The organism is Streptomyces sp. NBC_01750 (assembly GCF_035918095.1).
Taxonomy (GTDB): domain Bacteria; phylum Actinomycetota; class Actinomycetes; order Streptomycetales; family Streptomycetaceae; genus Streptomyces.
Window position 1 is genome coordinate 5,886,576 of record NZ_CP109137.1, and the last position, 19,375, is coordinate 5,905,950.

General features: G+C 70.1%; 17 protein-coding genes. 12 read left to right on the forward strand and 5 right to left on the reverse strand.

The genetic code is table 11. The annotated features are described in order from the left end of the window. The first annotated feature begins 24 nt into the window (after positions 1 to 24). Genes OG966_RS26880 through nudC form a run of 3 tightly spaced genes read left to right on the forward strand, consistent with a single transcriptional unit; the run spans position 25 to position 6,284 of the window. A complete protein-coding gene (locus OG966_RS26880) occupies positions 25 to 3,891 on the forward strand; it encodes an ATP-dependent DNA helicase (RefSeq protein WP_326652440.1) in 3,867 nt (1,288 codons plus the stop codon). Positions 3,892 to 3,901: 10 nt separating this feature from the next. Next, the gene (locus OG966_RS26885; RefSeq protein WP_326652441.1) at positions 3,902 to 5,299 is read left to right on the forward strand and encodes a dipeptidase; all 1,398 of its coding nucleotides are present in this window, start codon (positions 3,902 to 3,904) and stop codon (positions 5,297 to 5,299) included. A 37-nt stretch (positions 5,300 to 5,336) separates the two neighbouring features. Next, a complete protein-coding gene (nudC, locus tag OG966_RS26890; RefSeq protein ID WP_326652442.1) occupies positions 5,337 to 6,284 on the forward strand; it encodes an NAD(+) diphosphatase in 948 nt (315 codons plus the stop codon). A gap of 28 nt (positions 6,285 to 6,312) precedes the next feature. On the opposite strand, the gene OG966_RS26895 is transcribed toward nudC, so the two are convergent. Further along, a complete protein-coding gene (locus tag OG966_RS26895; protein ID WP_326652443.1) occupies positions 6,313 to 6,555 on the reverse strand; it encodes a mycoredoxin in 243 nt (80 codons plus the stop codon). A gap of 179 nt (positions 6,556 to 6,734) precedes the next feature. On the opposite strand from OG966_RS26895, the gene OG966_RS26900 reads away from it, so the two are divergent. From OG966_RS26900 to OG966_RS26920, 5 genes are all read left to right on the forward strand, one after another. After that, positions 6,735 to 8,909 (forward strand): ATP-dependent DNA helicase UvrD2, encoded by a 2,175-nt coding sequence (locus OG966_RS26900; protein WP_326652445.1) that lies wholly within the window; start codon positions 6,735 to 6,737, stop codon positions 8,907 to 8,909. A gap of 165 nt (positions 8,910 to 9,074) precedes the next feature. Further along, positions 9,075 to 9,416: a hypothetical protein gene (locus OG966_RS26905; RefSeq protein WP_326652446.1), complete on the forward strand. Its 342-nt coding sequence runs from the start codon at positions 9,075 to 9,077 to the stop codon at positions 9,414 to 9,416. Between the two features lie 173 nt (positions 9,417 to 9,589). Then, positions 9,590 to 9,967, forward strand: a complete 378-nt coding sequence (locus OG966_RS26910) for a WhiB family transcriptional regulator (protein ID WP_326652447.1) — start codon at positions 9,590 to 9,592, stop codon at positions 9,965 to 9,967. Then, positions 9,964 to 10,287, forward strand: a complete 324-nt coding sequence (locus OG966_RS26915) for a hypothetical protein (protein ID WP_326652448.1) — start codon at positions 9,964 to 9,966, stop codon at positions 10,285 to 10,287. The genes OG966_RS26910 and OG966_RS26915 overlap by 4 nt, the downstream gene beginning before the upstream one ends. A 112-nt stretch (positions 10,288 to 10,399) precedes the next feature. Continuing rightward, positions 10,400 to 10,600, forward strand: coding sequence for a hypothetical protein (locus tag OG966_RS26920; protein WP_326652449.1), 201 nt, complete (start codon positions 10,400 to 10,402; stop codon positions 10,598 to 10,600). Between the two features lie 37 nt (positions 10,601 to 10,637). Here OG966_RS26920 and OG966_RS26925 read toward each other — a convergent pair whose 3' ends face one another. Together OG966_RS26925 and OG966_RS26930 are read right to left on the reverse strand one after the other, a co-directional pair. Next, positions 10,638 to 12,002 (reverse strand): ABC1 kinase family protein, encoded by a 1,365-nt coding sequence (locus tag OG966_RS26925; RefSeq protein ID WP_326652450.1) that lies wholly within the window; start codon positions 12,000 to 12,002, stop codon positions 10,638 to 10,640. 65 nt (positions 12,003 to 12,067) lie between these two features. After that, a complete protein-coding gene (locus OG966_RS26930) occupies positions 12,068 to 13,216 on the reverse strand; it encodes a ThiF family adenylyltransferase (RefSeq protein ID WP_326652451.1) in 1,149 nt (382 codons plus the stop codon). Between the two features lie 198 nt (positions 13,217 to 13,414). Here OG966_RS26930 and OG966_RS26935 point away from each other — a divergent pair, with 198 nt between their 5' ends. From OG966_RS26935 to OG966_RS26950, 4 genes are all read left to right on the forward strand, one after another. Beyond that, positions 13,415 to 14,038, forward strand: a complete 624-nt coding sequence (locus OG966_RS26935) for a M48 metallopeptidase family protein (protein WP_326652452.1) — start codon at positions 13,415 to 13,417, stop codon at positions 14,036 to 14,038. Between the two features lie 120 nt (positions 14,039 to 14,158). After that, the gene (locus OG966_RS26940) at positions 14,159 to 15,805 is read left to right on the forward strand and encodes a TerD family protein (RefSeq protein WP_326652454.1); all 1,647 of its coding nucleotides are present in this window, start codon (positions 14,159 to 14,161) and stop codon (positions 15,803 to 15,805) included. Positions 15,806 to 15,818: 13 nt separating this feature from the next. Further along, positions 15,819 to 16,499: an AIM24 family protein gene (locus OG966_RS26945; RefSeq protein ID WP_326652455.1), complete on the forward strand. Its 681-nt coding sequence runs from the start codon at positions 15,819 to 15,821 to the stop codon at positions 16,497 to 16,499. A gap of 18 nt (positions 16,500 to 16,517) precedes the next feature. Then, entirely contained in the window at positions 16,518 to 17,273 is a 756-nt protein-coding gene (locus OG966_RS26950; protein WP_326652456.1) for an AIM24 family protein, read from the forward strand. 121 nt (positions 17,274 to 17,394) lie between these two features. Here OG966_RS26950 and OG966_RS26955 read toward each other — a convergent pair whose 3' ends face one another. After that, positions 17,395 to 17,916, reverse strand: coding sequence for an NUDIX hydrolase (locus OG966_RS26955; protein WP_326652457.1), 522 nt, complete (start codon positions 17,914 to 17,916; stop codon positions 17,395 to 17,397). Continuing rightward, the gene (locus tag OG966_RS26960; protein ID WP_326652458.1) at positions 17,913 to 19,367 is read right to left on the reverse strand and encodes a zinc-dependent metalloprotease; all 1,455 of its coding nucleotides are present in this window, start codon (positions 19,365 to 19,367) and stop codon (positions 17,913 to 17,915) included. Before OG966_RS26960 ends, OG966_RS26955 begins: the two co-directional genes overlap by 4 nt. Positions 19,368 to 19,375 lie beyond the last annotated feature (8 nt).

Consider the following 19,375-nt stretch of genomic DNA (forward strand, 5'->3'; position numbering starts at 1 on the left):
GTGGTCCCCATTAGCCTCTCTGAGGTGACCGCACGCATCACCGACCCCGAGCAGCTCAAGGAGCTCCTCGGCATCCCCTTCACCCCGGAGCAGACGGCTTGCATCACCGCGCCGCCAGCCCCGCAGGTCATCGTGGCCGGAGCCGGGTCGGGGAAGACGACTGTGATGGCGGCGCGGGTGGTGTGGCTCGTCGGGACCGGCCAGGCCGCGCCCGAGCAGGTCCTCGGTCTCACCTTCACCAACAAGGCCGCGGGCGAGCTCGCCGAGCGTGTCCGCAAGGCCCTCGTACGGGCCGGGGTGACGGACCCCGACGCCATCGATCCCGACAACCCGCCGGGCGAGCCCCGCATCTCCACGTACCACGCCTTCGCCGGACAGCTCCTCACCGACCACGGACTGCGCATAGGCCTGGAGCCGACCGCACGACTGCTCGCCGACGCCACCCGCTATCAGCTCGCCGCGCGTGTGCTGCGCGAGGCGCCGGGGCCCTACCCCTCGCTGACCAAGTCCTTCCCGTCCCTGGTCAGCGACCTGCTGGCACTGGACGCGGACCTCGCGGAGCATCTGGTACGACCCGAGCAGCTCGGCGCGTACGACTCCGAGCTGCTGAGCACGCTTCAGAGCGCCCGGCTCAGCAACGCCGAGCTGCGCAAGGTCCCCGAGGCGGCCGCCGCACGCCGTGAGCTGCTCGACCTGACCGTCCGCTACCGCGAGGCCAAACGCGCCCGCGACCTCCTCGACTTCGGTGACCAGATCGCACTCTCGGCCGAACTCGCGCTCACGCGGCCGGAGGTCGGCACCATCCTGCGGGACGAATTCCGGGTCGTCCTCCTCGATGAGTACCAGGACACGTCCGTGGCCCAACGGCTGCTGCTGTCCGGCCTGTTCGGGCAGGGCACCGGCCATGCCGTGACCGCGGTCGGCGATCCCTGCCAGGCGATCTACGGCTGGCGTGGCGCCTCCGTGGCCAACCTGGACGACTTTCCTGCCCACTTCGCGTACGCCGACGGCCGCCCCGCCACCCGCTTCTCGCTCAGCGAGAACCGCCGCAGCGGCGGCCGCCTGCTCGACCTCGCCAACGGCCTCGCCGAGCCTCTGCGCGCCATGCACGAAGGCGTCGAAGCGCTGCGGCCCGCTCCCGGAGCCGAGCGTGACGGCATCGTCCGCTGCGCCCTGCTGCCCACGCACGCGGAGGAGATCGAGTGGCTCGCCGACTCGATCGCCCACCTCGTGCGTACGGGCAAGGAGCCCGGCGAGATCGCCGTCCTGTGCCGCACGGCGGGCGATTTCGCCGAGATCCAGGGCGCGCTGGTCGCCAGGGACGTCCCGGTCGAGGTCGTCGGCCTGTCCGGGCTGCTGCACCTCCCCGAGGTCGCCGACCTGGTCGCCATGTGCGAGGTCCTGCAGGATCCGGGCGCCAACGCCTCTCTCGTACGTCTGCTCACGGGACCGCGCTGGCGGATCGGCCCGCGCGACCTGGCGCTGCTGGGCCGCCGGGCCCGGCTGCTGGTCCACCGCACCTCGTCCGAGGAGAAGGAGCCGGACGAGCGACTGGCCGCCGCCGTGGAAGGCATCGACCCGGCCGAGGTCATCTCGCTCGCCGACGCGCTCGACACATTCCTGGAGTCGGCCGGCGGGGAGGACGACGGCCTGCCCTTCTCCACACAGGCACGGGTCCGCTTCGCCCGCCTCGCCGCCGAACTGCGCGATCTGCGCCGTTCGCTTGCCGACCCTTTGATGGACGTCCTGCACCGAGTGCTGGCCACCACCGGCCTCGAGGTCGAACTCTCCGCCTCACCGCACGCCCTGGCCGCCCGCCGCCGCGAGACTCTGGCCAACTTTCTGGACACGGCGGCCGGATTCGCGGCGCTGGACGGGGAGGCGACGCTGCTCGCCTTTCTCGCCTTCCTGCGTACCGCCGCGCAGTACGAGAAGGGCCTGGACAACGCTCTGCCGGGAGGCGAGAACACCGTCAAGGTCCTGACGGCGCACAAGTCGAAGGGCCTGGAGTGGGACGTCGTGGCCATCCCGGGCCTGGTGGCCAAGCACTTCCCGAACGACCAGGCGCGCGAGGCATGGACCTCCCAGTCCAAGGTCCTCCCGCATGCGCTGCGTGGGGACGCGGCGACCCTCCCGGACGTGCCCTCCTGGGACGCGAAGGGTCTCAGGGCCTTCAAGGAGTCGATGAAGGACCACCAGCACACCGAGGAACTGCGCCTCGGCTACGTCGCGTTCACCCGCCCCCGCTCACTGCTCCTCGGCTCGGCCCACTGGTGGGGCCCGACCCAGAAGCGCCGGCGCGGCCCTTCGGCGTTCCTCCAGGCGCTGTACGACCACTGCGCGGAGGACTTCGGCGAGATCGAGGTCTGGGCGGACGAGCCGGAGGAAGACGCGGAGAACCCGGCACTGCACACGACGACGGCGTCGCAGGCCTGGCCGCTCCCTCTGGACGCCGCATCCATGACCCGCCGCCGCGCCGCGGCGGACACGGTGCTCTCCTATTTGGCCAACGGGTCGACGGGGTCCCATGAGGAACCGCCTCCGCCGGATGGGCCCGTGGACGAGCGCACGGACGCCGACGCCGTGGACCTGCCGGACTGGGACGACTGGGAGCTGGAACCGGAGCCGGAGCCGTTCCGGGAGGGCGATGACGATCACGGTCATGAGCCGGACCCGTGGCACGACACGGATGTCCCGGCCCCGAGGGACCACCCGGACTTCGCCGGGACGGCCGACGAGGACCCGGCTCGCGGGACGGGCGTCGCCGGGCATCCGGTGGGTCCTGGCCTGCTGTCGTCCGGCTCCGATGGTGTCGAGCTTGCGGCGGACCGGGTTCCGCTGTCGTTCGACTCCGACGTCGCCGAGCCCCCGGCAGACGGCCCGCGCCTGCCGCCGCACCGCACCGACGCTGCCCGTCCCCCGGCGGGCGACGGGCGCAGCCCGGCAAGGCCTCCTCATCCGCGCCGCGAAGCCGGTGCCGGGGGTGTGGGGGCGTCAGCCCCCACGTCCACCACCACCCCCGGGGGACCCGGGGGCCCGCCCCCGGTTTCGGGAAGGGGCGGGGTGGGGGAAATCCCCCCGCACCCCGAAGACGCCCGCACCATCGCCTCCTGGGACCGTGACCTGGACGCCCTCGCCGGGGAACTCCGCCGCACCCGTGCCACCGTCCGCGACGTCCCCGTACCGCCGTCACTCTCCGCCTCGCAGCTGCTGCGCCTCGCCGCCGACCCCGACGGTTTCGCCCAGGAACTGGCCCGCCCCTTGCCACGCCCCCCGCAGCCCTCCGCCCGCCGTGGCACAAGGTTCCACGCCTGGGTGGAGTCGCGGTTCGAGGAGCTCCCGCTGCCCATGCTCGGCCCCGACGAGCTTCCCGGCGGCGACGCGGACGACCCCGAGATCGCGGACGAGCGCGACCTCGCCGCGCTCAAGGAGGCCTTCGAGCGCACCCCGTACGCCTACCGCACCCCGTACCGGGTCGAGGCTCCGTTCCAGCTCACCCTCGCCGGCCGCGTCATCCGGGGCCGTATCGACGCCGTCTACCGAACCGACCCTGGCGATACCGACGGCAACGGCAACGGCAACGGCAAAGGCAAAGGCAAAGGCGATCGCGATCGCGTCGACGGCGTGCCACAGACGGACGACGTGCCGCACATGTACGAAATCGTCGACTGGAAAACCAGCCGCACCCGCACCGCCGACCCTCTCCAACTCGCCGTCTACCGCCTCGCCTGGGCCGAGCAGCACGGCCTCCCCCTCGAAGCCGTCGGCGCCGCGTTCGTCTACGTACGCAGCGGAGAGATCGTCCGCCCCGACGCACTCCCCGGCCGGGCCGAGCTGGAGGGCATCCTGCTTGGCGAGACGGCCGGTGGGACAGCTGCCGGAGCCCGTTAGGCTCACATGCATGAGCGACACCCCGGACAGCGCCGTCCGTACGTACATCAATCAGCACAGCGCCGCCTTCCTCGACGACCTCGCCGACTGGCTGCGCATACCGTCCGTATCGGCCCAGCCCGACCACGACGCGGACGTACGGCGCAGCGCCGACTGGCTGGCGGCCAAACTGGGGGAGACCGGCTTCCCGGTCGTCGAGATCTGGCCCACGCCCGGCGCCCCCGCGGTCTTCGCCGAGTGGCCGTCCGGAGACCCGGACGCGCCCACTGTCCTGGTCTACGGCCACCACGACGTCCAGCCCGCAACCCGCGAGGACGGCTGGCACACCGACCCGTTCGAGCCCCAGATCATCGACGGCCGCATGTACGGCCGCGGCGCGGCGGACGACAAGGGCCAGGTCTTCTTCCACACCCTGGGCGTACGGGCCCACCTCGCCGCCACCGGGCGCACCGCCCCCGCGGTCAACCTCAAGCTGCTGATCGAGGGCGAGGAGGAGTCCGGCTCCCCGAACTTCCGCGCTCTCGTCGAGAGCGCAGCCGACCGCCTCGCCGCCGACGCCGTGATTGTGTCCGACACCGGCATGTGGTCCGAGACGACCCCCACCGTCTGCACCGGCATGCGCGGCCTGGCGGACTGCGAGATCGTGCTGTACGGCCCCGACCAGGACATCCACTCCGGTTCGTTCGGCGGCGCCGTGCCCAATCCCGCCACCGTCGCCGCCCGCCTCGTCGCCGCATTGCACGACGATGAGGAACACGTCACGATCCCCGGCTTCTACGACGGCATCGCGCCGCTCACCGATGCCGAGCGCGAGCTCTTCGCCGAGCTTCCCTTCGACGAGGCGTCGTGGCTCAAAACCGCCAGGTCGCACGGCACCCTCGGTGAGGCCGGATACTCCACCCTGGAGCGCATCTGGGCCCGTCCGACCGCCGAGCTCAATGGCATCGGCGGCGGTTACCAGGGCCCCGGCGGCAAGACGATCATTCCGTCCTCCGCACAGCTGAAGCTGACGTTCCGCCTCGTCGCGGGCCAGGACCCGGAGAAAGTGGAGCAGGCCGTGGGCGACTGGGTCGCGGCCCGCGTCCCGGCGGGCATCCGCCATGAGATCACCTTCGCGGCGTCGACCCGCCCCTGTCTGACCCCGCTGGACCACCCCGCGCTGCAGTCGGTCGTACGGGCCATGAGTCGCGCCTTCGACGGCCGGAAGATCCGCTTCACCAGGGAGGGCGGCTCGGGCCCCGCCGCCGACCTCCAGGACGTGCTGGACGCACCCGTCCTCTTTCTGGGCATCTCCGTACCGTCCGACGGCTGGCACGCGCCCAACGAAAAGGTCGAACTGGACCTGCTCCTCAAGGGCGTGGAGACGACAGCCCACCTGTGGGGCGACCTCGCCGCCGCACTCCGCTGACCTGAACCCAATCCACCCGGGGGAGTTGGAAATAACCGTGAGCACCACAAGCAACGGCACCACGCACCGCCCGATCGGTCTCACCGCGCCGAGCGGTATCGACCGCGAGGCCCACCACCGTCTCGACGAGGCCTGGCTGGCGGCGGCGTGGAGCCACCCGTCGACCCGGGTCTTCGTGGTCTCCGGCGGTCAGGCGCTGATCGACGACACCCCCGACGGCCGCACCGAACTCGTCATGACGCCCGCCTTCGAGGCCCCCGTCACCGAGACCCATCGCTACTTCCTGGGGACGGACGAGGAAGGGGCGCGCTACTTCGCGCTCCAGAAGGACGCCCTGCCCGGGCGTATCGACCAGTCGGCCCGTCCGGCCGGACTGCGCGAAGCGGGGCTGCTGCTCTCACAGCGCGACGCGGGCCTGCTGGTGCACGCGGTCGCGCTGGAGAACTGGCAGCGGCTGCACCGTTTCTGTTCACGCTGCGGTGAGCGCACGGTCATCGCTGCCGCGGGCCACATCCGGCGCTGCCAGGCCTGCGGAGCGGAGCACTACCCCCGTACCGACCCTGCTGTGATCATGCTCGTCACCGACGAGGAGGACCGCGCGCTGCTGGGCAGGCAGGTGCACTGGCCGGAGGGCCGCTTCTCGACGCTCGCCGGCTTCGTGGAGCCAGGCGAGTCGATCGAGCAGTCCGTGCGCCGCGAGGTCTGGGAGGAGGCGGGCGTCTCGGTCGGCGAGGTCGAGTACATCGCCAGCCAGCCCTGGCCCTTCCCGTCCAGCCTGATGCTGGGCTTCATGGCGCGGGCGACGTCCTCCGAGATCAATGTGGACGGTGAAGAGATCCACGAGGCGCGCTGGTTCTCCCGGGAAGACCTGCGGGCCGCATTCGAGTCCGGGGAGGTGCTGCCTCCCTACGGGGTCTCGATTGCGGCCCGTCTCATCGAGCTCTGGTACGGCAAGCCGCTGCCGAAGCCCGGAGAGGTGGCCTAGTCGGCCGACGGGCCCGCTGCCTGCCTGCTCAGACGCTGATCTTCTGCTTGACCTGGGCCAGCGAGGGGTTCGTCAGCGTCGAACCATCCGCGAAGAGCACGGTCGGAACGGTCTGGTTACCCCCGTTGGCCTTCTCGACGAAGGCCGCGGAGTGCGGGTCCTGCTCGATGTTGATCTCGGTGTACGCGATGCCCTCGCGGTCCATCTGGCTCTTCAGCCGACGGCAGTAGCCGCACCACGTCGTGCTGTACATCGTCACAGAACCCTGCATTGTCTCTGCGCTCCTCTGTTCGTCCCGCCGGATCTCGCCGGATCTTTCGCTCGATGCGTGTTCGCACCGGGTATGTGAACGTAGCTGACCTGGCCACCATTCCCGCATAAGTACGACTGCTCTTGTCCCCCTGGGGACAACGGCCGCACCCATCTCCGCCGACCTGGCAGCATGGCGGTGTGACAGCAGCAACGCACTCCTCTCTTTTCCCACAGGTCCCCGATTCGGCGGACGCGGTGCTCGACGGGCTCGACCCCGAGCAGCGCGAGGTCGCGACGGCTCTGCACGGGCCGGTGTGCGTGCTGGCAGGCGCCGGCACGGGCAAGACACGTGCGATCACCCACCGCATCGCGTACGGCGTCCGCGCGGGGATACTCCAGCCCGCCAGCGTGCTGGCCGTCACCTTCACCAACCGCGCCGCCGGCGAGATGCGTGGGCGGCTGCGGCAGCTCGGCGCGGGCGGCGTCCAGGCGCGCACGTTCCACTCCGCCGCCCTGCGCCAGCTGCAGTACTTCTGGCCGAAAGTCGTCGGCGGCGAGCTGCCCAGGCTCCTCGAGCGCAAGATCCAGCTGGTCGCCGAGGCCGCTGCCCGCTGCCGCATCCGGCTCGACCGCAATGAGCTGCGCGACGTCACGAGCGAGATCGAGTGGGCCAAGGTCACCCAGACCGTGCCGGCCGACTATCCGGCCGCGGTCGCCAAGTCGCACCGCGACGCCCCGCGCGATCCGGCCGAGATCAGCCAGGTCTACGGGATGTACGAGCAGCTCAAGCGCGACCGCTCGGTGATCGACTTCGAGGATGTGCTGCTGCTCACGGTCGGTATCCTCCAGGACCGGCACGACATCGCCGACCAGATCCGCCGGCAGTACCACCACTTCGTGGTGGACGAGTACCAGGACGTCAGCCCGCTCCAGCAGCGGCTTCTCGACCTGTGGCTCGGCGACCGCGACAGCCTCTGCGTCGTCGGCGACGCCAGCCAGACGATCTACTCGTTCACCGGCGCCACCCCCGACCACCTGCTGAACTTCCGCACCCGCCACCCCGACGCGACCATGGTCAAGCTGGTCCGCGACTACCGCTCCACGCCCCAGGTCGTCCATCTGGCCAACGGTCTGCTCAGCCAGGCCCGCGGCCGGGCTGCAGAACACCGCCTCGAACTGATCTCGCAACGCGAGGCCGGCCCCGAGCCCGCCTACACGGAGTACGCGGACGAGCCGGCCGAGGCCGAGGGCATCGCCCGCCGTATCCGCGACCTCATCGCCGCAGGCGTCCCGGCCGGCGAGATCGCCGTGCTCTACCGGATCAACGCCCAGTCGGAGGTCTACGAGCAGGCGCTGGCCGATGCCGGAGTGCCCTACCAGCTGCGCGGTGCCGAGCGCTTCTTCGACCGGCCCGAGGTACGGGAAGCGGGCGTGGCCCTGCGCGGTGCCGCCCGCGCCGGTGGCAACGACTCGCTGCTCGACGATGCCGAGGACCTGCCCGCTCAGGTCAGGGCAGTGCTCTCCACCAAGGGCTGGACCACCGAGCCACCCGCCGGATCGGGAGCGGTGCGCGACCGCTGGGAGTCCCTGGCGGCGCTGGTCCGCCTCGCCGAGGACTATGTACGGGTCAAGCCGGAGGCGACCCTCGCCGATCTGGTGGCCGAGCTGGACGAGCGCGCCGCCGCCCAGCACGCCCCCACCGTCCAGGGAGTCACTCTCGCCTCGCTCCACTCGGCGAAGGGCCTGGAGTGGGACGCCGTGTTCCTGGTCGGTCTGACCGAGGGCATGATGCCCATCACCTACGCGAAGACGGACGAGCAGGTCGAGGAGGAGCGCCGGCTGCTCTATGTCGGCGTCACCCGCGCCCGTCTCCACCTCTCCCTGTCCTGGGCGCTCTCCCGCTCGCCCGGCGGCCGCGCCTCCCGCCGCCCCACCCGGTTCCTGAACGGGATGCGTCCCGGCTCGGCAGCCCCCGGCGCCCGGGCCGCGGGCGGTGCCGGCGGCATCGACCGCGGCAGCGGCGGCAGGCGCAAGCGGCGCGGGCCCGTCCTGTGCCGCGTCTGCGGCAAGACGCTCACCGACGCGGGCGAGATGAAACTGATGCGCTGCGAGGACTGCCCCTCCGACATGGACGAGGCACTGTACGAGCGCTTGCGCGAGTGGCGCTCTGAGCAGGCGAAGGAGCTGGGCCAGCCCGCGTACTGCGTGTTCACCGACAAGACGCTGATGGCGATCGCCGAGGCCGTGCCGGGGAGTGAGGGCGAGTTGGCCGGGATCTCCGGGGTCGGCGGCCGCAAGCTCGAGCGCTTCGGAGTTGATGTGCTGACGATCTGCGCAGGTCAGGAGGTTGGGGGAGAGGACGAGGAGGACTGATACAAACTCGTCGAAAAAATAGTTTGCGCCCGCCCCAGCAATCCCCATAGGTTCTTAACCACGGGAACGGCGGCTTCTCTGAAGCCCTGTCCCCGTGCTGTACTTATCCGAATACGCGCGATCGGCCCCGGCCGGTCCTCTAGACGCCGAGAGGAGGCGATTCCAGTGATCAGCATCAAGACGAGCTTCGTCAGCACCGCCAAAATGACCGATCGCTCGGTCGTCTCCGCCTGCTCGCTCGGCTTCTCCGCGGCGTTCAACGGCACCGGTGTGTCCGGCATTTCGGCCGCACTTCCTGTGTCCCGTCTGGGCGGTCTCCCCGTCCTGGAGCGCAATGAGCGACCGACCAAGGCACTGGAAGCAGGAGTAGCAGCGGCAAAGGCTCGGGCCTATGCCTTTGCGGCAGCCAGTGCCGAAACCCAGAAGCAGACGACGCAGCACCAGACGACGCAGCACCACACGATGTGGGCCTTCCGCGGGCTCGAACCCTGGAGTGATCCAGCCTGATCCAGAATCAGGCCGGCGCCTTCAGGGCCGCGGAACCCCACCCGGGATCCGCGGCCCTTCTGTTTTCCCGAAAGCGGGACGACAGGGCGAAGGGGCCTCGGGACAAGAAGCACCCGGTACCAGCCGCCACCCGGCCAACAGGCCGGAACGACCAGACGAGGAACGACACCACCGTGCAACTCGAAGCGCACGCCCCGTCCGTACCGCCTTCCGAGACGATCCTCCCGCCCGCCCTCACTGAGGACACCACCTTGACTCCGCTCACTCCGCTCACCGCGCTCTCCGCGCTCGACGACGCCATCGAGGCCCTCGGCGCACCCGTCCCCTGCCGTTCTTACGACCCGGAGGTCTTCTTCGCCGAGTCGCCGGCCGATGTCGAGTACGCCAAGTCCCTCTGCCGTACCTGCCCGCTGATGGAGGCCTGCCTCGCGGGCGCCAAGGAGCGGCGTGAGCCGTGGGGCGTCTGGGGCGGCGAGCTCTTCGTCCAGGGCGTCGTCGTCGCCCGCAAGCGGCCGCGTGGTCGCCCGCGCAAGAACCCGGTTGCGGCATGAACGCCATCGGAACCATCGACCGTCCCGTCACGCACGATCCCCAGAAGCTGGCCCCAATGACCTCTTCCACGAGCGAGCCGTCAGGCTCCGCCACTCCAGCCGTCACCATCATCGGCGCGAACGCCTCGCGTCAGAACAGGACCCGTGAGATGCAACTCATCCCAGAAGCCATGGCGCGTGCGCATATGCACGAACGCCTGCGGGAGGCCGACGCGGAACGCCAGGCCGTTCGCCTGATCGCCGCCCGGCGGATGCAGCGCCGCGCCGAGCGTGCGTCGCTGCGCGCCCGCCGCGCACTGGCCATGGCCGTCATGCACTGACCACACAAGCGCACTGACGTCAGACACTGACCCGCGGGGGCCGGTCCGCACGGACCGGCCCCCGCGGTGCGTTGTCCCGGCGGCCGGTCCCTTGTGGGGTTATCGTCACGAGGTGGACCAGCAGCAGACTCCGCACCCGGCGCAGCCGGGTGCCGAGAGCATCGTGTGTTCCCACTGCGGCGCGATCGCCGAGGGACCACCGCCCACCTGGATCTGCTCTGTGGAGAACGGCAGCCGTCACTACTTCTGCGACGAATGCGCACGTGCCAACATCAGGGCGATCGAGGGCAGGCTCGACTCAGCCTGGTGGTGACGACCGGGCGCGGCAGCTTTGGCACGGCGGCGGTCGCTCAGGCCTGGGCGCCGACCGCCGTGCTGTCCTCCTCGTCCTCCGGCAGGAAACCGGGAAGCCACGATTCGAGTTCGTCCCGCAGCCGCACTGTCGCGTTCAGCTGGCACAGCACCCCGATCGTGCTCAGCGTCACCCGGTGTATCAGCAGATACGAGGGCGGCAGATTGAGTTGCTTGCCCAGCTGATGTGCGGGGGAGCGGATGTCGGCGATCCTCGTTGCCTGGTTGCGCATCCAGCTCCTGGTGAAGGTGAACTCCTCGGCCTCCGCCGGCTCAATGATCGGCAGCAGATACTCCAGCACCGCGTCCGGGTCGAGCTCTATGGACTCCTTGACGAAGCCTGCATCGCACAGCAGCTCGTAGACCGCCTCGGCCTCGCTCTCGAGCGTCATCCGCAGACAGTCGCCGATGGTCTGCGGCAGTCCGCCGGGCAGCCGGTCCACGGTGCCGAAGTCCAGCACGCCGAGCCGCCAGCTCTCGCCGTCCTCCTCCGGGAGCAGCCGGAAGTTCCCCGGGTGCGGATCCGCGTGCAGCAGTCCTGTACGGGCCGGGCCCGAGAAGAGGAAGCGCGCCAGCAACTGCCCCGCCCGGTCCCGCTGCTCGGTCGTGCCGTCGGCGATCACCTCGGCCAGCGGTATCCCGTCGATCCACTCGGTCACCAGCACCTGGTCGCACTGGTGCACCACATCGGGCACCAGCACATCCGGGTCGTCCGCGAACTCCGCCGCGTGCTCCCGCTGGGCCTGCGCCTCCAGCTCGTAGTCCAGCTCCTCCGACACCCGGTCGCGGAGCTCGGTGATCAGCGGCTTGATGTCCATCCCGGGAATCAGCGGCCCCAGCAGCCGGGCGAAACGGCTGAGCTGCGTCAGGTCGGACAGCAGCGCATCCCCCGCCCCCGGGTACTGCACCTTCACCGCGACCTCGCGCCCGTCGTGCCACACCGCCCGGTGCACCTGGCCGATGGACGCGGCGGCCGACGGCTTGTCCTCGAACTTCAGGAACAGCTCCCGCCACTCCTCGCCCAGCCGCTCTTCCAGCACCGAGTGGACCGTGCGCGTCGGCATCGGGGGCGCCGCCTCCTGAAGCTTGGTCAGGGCCGCGCGATAGGGGCCCGCGATCTCCTCGGGGAGAGCCGACTCGAAGACGGACATGGCCTGTCCGAACTTCATCGCACCGCCCTTGAGCTCGCCGAGCACCTTGAACAGCTGCTCCGCAGTGCGCTGTTGCAGCTCCCGGGCCACGATCTCCGCGGACTTGCCGCCGATCCGCTTGCCCAGACCCCAAGTGGCACGGCCCGCGAAGCCCAGTGGCAGCGCGGCCAACTTGGCGGTTCGGGTGACCGCTTTCCGGGGAAGATCAGACATGCGCCCCTCCAAATCCCAGACTGCCGTGCCGCGTGTGCCGTACAGCATTGCTTCGTCGACGGCGGTTACCCGGCCATTGTCTCGTGCGGCGGCGGCCCGATCCCCGAGGTGTGCTCCCTCTCACTCTTCCCTACCGCACTGCAGACACAGTCGAGGTGCGGCTTGATCGTCTCCGAGCGCCAGTCAAGCAGAGGCAGTGAAGTCTCCCATCGCGCCCCCGTACTCGCGGGCAGCTCCCCGTCGAGAAAGGACAGCGCGTGCGCCGCCGTCATCCCTGCCACGGCGGTGGCCAGAGCGACATCGCAGGCCGGCAATGCTCTCCGGCGGCCCGAGCGCCACTGTGCCAGCAGCCTGGGACGCGCCGGGTCGCGCTCCGCCCTGTCCAGCTCCAGACACCCGGCGCAGGCCGTGCCGCCGGGCAGCACCAGCGGGCCCACCACACCGGTCCCCTCGACAACTCCCGCATACAGATGGGGTGTCCCGGTGACGATCCAGTCCTCGGCGGCGGCCGGATCGGGGGCATAGGCCGCCAGGCCGTCCCGCGGCGCGACGATGACCAGGGAGAGACCGGGCTCGGCGCACTCCGTGGTCCCTGCCGACTCTCCCGCGCGTGGGGGACGGTCGGGCGCGGACCGCCGCACCAACTGCCGGGCCGCCGCGTCCCGCCGCTCACCGACCGATTCCGCCGGCAGCCCGCCGGGCGCCACGTCCCACGGCTCGGTGCATCCGCCGTCCAGCACCTCCACCGCGCCCACGCCGGCGGCCGAGAGCACTGCGGCGACCGTCGCACCGACTCGCCCCGCGCCCCGGACCTGGACACGCATGGCCCGCCGGGCCGCCAGGCGCTGTATCCCGCCGCCCGGTTCCGGATGGACCACGGAGAGCGACGCCAGGTCGGAGCGCAGCCGGTCGAGGGCCCCGGGTCGTTTCCGCAGCGCATCGGCCGCGGGGCCGCCTGCCGTCGGATCGTCGAGCAGCCCGGCCGCCGTCAACCGGTTCACGAGGGCGTCCACTTGTCCCTCGGGCAGGCCTATCGACCGCGCCTCCTGGCGCAGCCACGGCAACCCCCGCGTCCCGTCCAGCAGCTCGATCAGGGCACCTGTCGCGGTGTCCACCGGACCGACCATCACCGCGTGTGCGGGTGTGGCCCCGAATTGCACGGTCTGTCGCTCCCGCCATGCGCGCCTCAAGGCAGGCTTCACCGTCGGATGCATATCCGCTTCCCCCGTTGATCTTTCGTCCGGCCTTCTCCTGTGAACTGTTGTCAGAATGCCCGGCAGCGCCGACGGGTGTGAAAAGTTATCCACAGGTGCGGGCATTAGTCGTTCAAATGGTGCACGCCATGGAGTGGATCAAGATCGAACCGTCCCGGAGGCGGGACTTCCTCCTCTGACAGCGGGTAACGTCGGGGCGTGTCCGTCGACCCTTCCCCTCGCTTCGCTGGGGAGACCCCACAGCACAGCGCCGGAAGTCAACACCGCAGCGCGCCAAGCCACCCGCCCCGCGGATCGGGGACGAGCGCGGTCGAGGTCCGCAGGAGCGCCCGGCGCAGCAGAACGGTCTCGGCCTACCGCGAGGGTGACCGGACCATCGTTCTCATCCCCGCCAGGATGTCGGAGGCGGAGGAGCAGCGCTGGGTCGGCGTGATGCTCGACAAGCTCGCTGCCCAGGAGAGCAAGCGGATCCTGGGAGACGCCGAACTGGGCGAGCGCGCCGAGCGGCTGTCCGCCCAGTACTTCGACGGACGCGCAAGGCCGACATCCGTGCGATGGGTGACGAATCAGAACACCCGCTGGGGCTCCTGCACTCCGGCGGAGGGCAGTATCCGCCTGTCACACCGCCTGCAGGGGATGCCGGAGTACGTCGTCGACTACGTACTCGTCCATGAGCTGGCCCATCTGCTCGTGCCCGGCCACGGCCCGCGGTTCTGGCGGCTGCTGGAGGCGTACCCCCGCACCGAGCGGGCCAGGGGCTACCTCGAAGGCGTTGTCGCGGCCGACCGGCTGCCGCATCTGCCCGCCGCGCGCGGAGAGTGACCGGCGGGGAGGACCGTCGACGGTCCTGTACCGAATGTGTACCGGCTTGGCTCAATGTCGGCCTCAGCCGTTAGCCTGGCGCGACGCATTACATTTCGGGATGGGGGACGGTCGTTACGCATGGCCAGGGAATTCCAACGCGGCCACAAGGCCAAGATCAGTGATCTCACGCCGGGAACGGATCTGTACGTAGGTGTGCAGATCGCCGCTCCTGGGCTGACCTTCGACATCAGCTGCTTCGGACTCGACGCCAACGAGCAGCTCTCGGACGACCGGTACTTCATTTTCTTCAACCAGCCGAAGTCTCCCGAGGAATCCATTCAGCTGCTCGGTGCGCAATCCGGTGACACCGAGTCATTTCGCGTCACTCTGGACCGCATTCCGGCGAGCATCCACCGGCTTTCCTTCACCGCGACGATCGACGGTGCCGGACAGATGTCTCAGGTCGGCCCCGGGTACATCCGCATCGTCGCGGGTGGCGAGGAGGTCGTCCGCTACGCCTTCAACGGCTCGGAGTTCTCCACCGAGCGCGCCGTGATGCTGGGCGACTTCTACCTGAAGGACGTGTGGCGCTTCGCCGCCATAGGCCAGGGCTTCGACGGCGGTCTCGACGCGCTGCTGAAGAACTTCGGCGGCGAGGTCGCCGAGGAGTCACCGGCCGCACAGCAACCGCAGGGTGCCGCGCCCTCGTTCGCGCCGCCCGTGCAGGCCACCGCGCCCGCCCCGGCGTTCGGCGCACCGCAGGCGCCCCAGATGCCGCAGGCCCCTCAAGGACCGCAGCCCGCGCCCTCCTTCGGTGCTCCCGCGGCCCAGGCGCCCGCCCCTCAGCAGAACCCGCAGATGCATTCCGCGCCGACCATCGTGGCGCCGATGACCCCGCACGGCGGCACCGTACCGCCGCCGGCTCCCCCCTCCCCGTACGGACAACCGCCCAAGCAGCCGCAGTACGGGCAGGTCCCGGGGCAGATGCCGGGTCAGGTCCCGCAGCCGGGCGCGCCGTCGCCGTACGGACAGCAGGCCCCGCCCCCGTACGGTCAGCAGCCTCCCGGCATGCCCCCTCAGGGTGGTTTCCCGCAAGGCGTTCCCCAGGGAGCCCCGCAGGCCGGCGCCGGCCTGCAGGCCGCCCTCCAGCCTTACCGCGAGACCCCCACCGGCCAGCGCTGGACCCCGCAGAACCAGCAGCTCATGCGGGTCGATCTGACCGTGGGTGGCACGCCTGTCCTCGCCCGCCAGGGCAGCATGGTGATGTACCAGGGCAAGGTCGATTTCAGCTACAAGGGTGCCGGTTTCGCCGGACGGATCGTCGGCAATGCGACCGGCCAGGAGATGCAGCTGATGCGCTGCAGCGGCCGCGGCCAGATCTTCCTCGCGGAGGACGGCTCTCATCTGCACTCGATCGAGCTGCAGGGCGACGGCATCTGCGTCTCCGCGGAGAACGTCCTCGCCTTCGACGAGTCGCTGCAGCACGAGGTCCGCAGGATCGAGGGCCACGGCATCCCCGGCGGCGCCCTGTTCACCATGATGTTCCAGGGCACCGGCACCGTCATTGTGAAGACCCACGGCATCCCCGTGGTCCTGCCGGTCACGCCGACGACGTTCGCCGACTGCAATGCGGTCGTCGCCTGGTCGGCCGCGTCACAGGTCATCCTCTCCAGCCAGGTCCGGCTGCGCCGCAACGCGTACCCGGGGCACAGCGGAGAGACCATCAACCTCCAGTTCCGGGGCGCACCCGGCAACTTCATCGTCGTCCAGCCGTACGAGGTCTGAGGGAGCCCGAAGAATGAACCAGCAACTCGCGGGCTTCGCCCCGACCCCGATCGCGGCCCGGATGGAGAACCACGGCCGCGCCATGCTCAAGGTCGCCATGGCCACCGGCCAGGACCTGTACGCACGCACCGGCTCGATGGTCGCCTACGAAGGCTTCGTCCAGTACGAGCCGAACCCGCCCGCCGTCCGCCAGATCGCCTCCCAGTGGGTGACCGGCGAGGGCGCTCCCATCATGAAGTGCTCCGGAGACGGGCTGCTCTACCTCGCCGACTACGGCGCGGATGTCGTCGTCATCAACCTCAACAACGACTCGCTCGCGGTCAACGGCACCAATCTGCTGGCCTTCGACGCGCACCTGCAGTGGGGCGTCGAGCGGGTCAAGGGCATGGCCAAGTTCGCCGGTCAGGGCCTGTGGAACGTCGAGGTCGCGGGCACCGGCTGGGTGGCCCTCACCTCGCGCGGTACGCCGATCGTCGTCGACTGCGGCCGTGGTGAGGACGAGACGTACGTCGACCCGGACGCCCTCGTCGCGTGGTCCCCGAACCTCAAGGTGAAGGGCAAGCGCAGCTTCAAGGCCTCCTCGCTGATCGGGCGGGGCAGCGGAGAGGCCTACCAGATGGCCTTCTCGGGACAGGGCATTGTCGTCGTACAGCCGAGCGAGGACAGTACCGACCGCCTGCGGATCCGGCACTGAGGGGGAGGAGCACACATCATGCAGAGTCCGCTTTTCAGCTACACCGAACAGCAGTCCCAGGACCGGTACACCGTGCAGAACCCGCAGTTGCTGCGGGTCTCGCTCACCGGCCATGACGACGTCCTCGCCCGCAAGGGCGCCATGGTCGCGTACCAGGGGCTGATGGACTTCGACGGCGAGTACCAGTCGAACAACCAGCGGCGGGCCCGCGCCAACACCGGTGAAGGCCTGGACCTGATGCGCTGTTCCGGGCAGGGCACGGTCTACCTTGCCAATCTCGCGCAGTACATCCACGTCGTGGACGTCGAGCAGGAGGGCATGACGGTCGACAGCGCCTATGTCCTGGCGCTCGACTCCACACTGCACACCGAGGTCATCGCGGTGGACAGCCAGTACGGTATCTCCGGCTCCGGGAAGTACCAGCTCAATATCTCCGGCCGGGGCAAGGTCGCGCTGATGACCTCCGGGCAGCCACTGATGATGCAGGTCACGCCGGACAAGTACATCAACGTGGATGCCGACGCGATCGTCGCCTGGTCCTCCGCGCTGCGCGTCCAGATGCAGGCGCAGACACACTCCTCCGGCGTACGGCGTCGGCGCGGCAGCACCGGCGAGGGCTGGGAACTCAGCTTCCTCGGCCAGGGCTTCGCGCTCGTGCAGCCCAGCGAGGTCATGCCGCCGCAGAGTGCGGAGATCGGACAGGGCCTGCGCGCCCAGTACGGCGTGGGCCAGCACGGGGCTCACGCCCAGAACCAGAACAACGCCTGGAACTGACACACGCCAGGCACACAGGTCATACAGGTAAGGGGCGGCTCATACAGGTAAGGGGCGGCCTCCATAAGAGGCCGCCCCTTACTGACGCTTCTTCCTCACGCCCCGGCTCATGAGCGGCTCGCTACAGCGCCGCACGCGTACGCTCAAGCAGTCGTACGACCGACTCGTCGGCCACACCCGCCACCTCGTCGTACGCGAACCAACGCAGATCCAGCGACTCCTCGCTGATCTCCTCGACCGCCCCGGCCGGAGCCAGCGCCGCGTACTGCACATCGAGATGCCAGTGGCACGGCGCCGGAATCGCATGCCGGTCCAGCCGCACAGGACCACCGGGCAGCAGAGTCAGCCCGTGGATCCCGGACTCCTCCGTGGCCTCGCGCAGCGCGGCCAGGGCCAGCGTCGCGTCGTCAGGTTCGCAGTGGCCGCCCATCTGCAGCCACATGCCGAGCTTCTTGTGCAGTGTCAGCAACGCCCGGCCGCGCTCCGGGTCGACCACCAGCGCGCTCGCGGTGAGATGCCCGGCCCGGCAGGCCTTCCACATCCCGTCCGGGTGCGCCGCCAGGTGGTCCAGATAGACCTGCCGAAGCTCCTCCTGATCCTCGTAGCCCTTCAGTACGAGTACGGCGTCGTCGTGCAGGCTCACTGGTCCTTGTCGCCCTCGTCGTCCTTGGTGCCCTTCTGGGGGTCGTCCTTCTTGAGGTCGTCCTTGTCGAGCTTCGGTTTGCCGCTGCCGCCCGCCGCCTCACCGAGCATCTTGTCCAGCTCCGAGAAATCGAGCTGCTCACGGTGGACGAAGCCGTCCGGATCGTCCAGGTCGGTGGCCGTCGGCAGCATGTCCGGGTGCTCCCACAGTCCGTCCCGCCCGTCCACGCCCCGTGCGTCGGTGAGCGAGGCCCACAGCCGTGAGGCGTCCCGCAACCGGCGCGGACGCAGCTGAAGACCGATCAGCGTCGCGAATGTCTGCTCGGCGGGACCGCCGGAGGCCCGGCGCCTGCGCAGCGTCTCCCGCAGGGCGTCCGCCGACGTCAGACGGGTCGAGGCCGCCTCGTGCACCACCGCGTCGACCCAGCCCTCGACCAGCGCGAGCGCGGTCTCCAGGCGGGCCAGCGCCGCCTTCTGTTCCGCGGTGTCCTCCGGCTGGAACATGCCCTGCTGGAGAGCCTCCTGCAGCTGCTCGGGATGCGTCGGGTCGAACTGGCCGACCACATCCTCCAGCTTGCTCGTGTCGACCTTGATCCCGCGGGCGTACCCCTCGACCGCGCCGAACAGATGCGAGCGCAGCCACGGCACATGGGCGAAGAGCCGCTGGTGGGCGGCCTCGCGCAGGGCCAGATACAGCCGCACCTCTTCCTTCGGCACGCCGAGGTCCTTGCCGAACACCTCAATGTTCAACGGCAGCAGCGCGGCCTTGCCGGCCGGGCCGAGCGGCAGGCCGATGTCGGTCGAACCGACCACCTCGCCCGCCAGCACACCCACGGCCTGCCCGATCTGCTGGCCGAACATCGCGCCGCCCATGGAGCGCATCATCCCGATCAGCGGGCCCGCCATGGCCTGCATCTCCTCGGGCAGCACATCGCCCATGGCCAGGCCGACACGCTCGGCGACCGGGTCGACGAGCTGCTGCCACGCCGGGAGCGTCGCCTCGACCCACTCGGCACGGCTCCACGCCACGGCGGTGTTCGCGCCGGAGGGCAGCGAGGTCGCTCCGTCCAGCCACAGGTCGGCGAGCCGTACGGCCTCCTCGACCGCGGTGCGCTCGGCCGGACCCACACTCTGGTCCTTGGTGCCGTCCGGCGTGCCCTGCGAGACCGTCTGGCGCGCGATCTGCTTGGCCATGTCCCAGTTCACGGGACCGCCCTCGTAGCTCAGCATCTGGCCGAGCTGCTGGAAGGCCGCGCCCAGGTCGTTCGGATTCAGCGAACCGAACATCGCGGCGAACGGATTGTCACCGCCGCCCCCACCGAACCCGAAGGGATTCGTCGGGAACTGCCCGCCGGAGCCCTGGCCACCTCCGGCGGGATCCTTCTTCTTGCCCTCGTCGCCGTTCTCCGGCTCCTCCGGCGGAAGGCCGAATCCGAATGGGGTGTCACTCACGGGTTTCC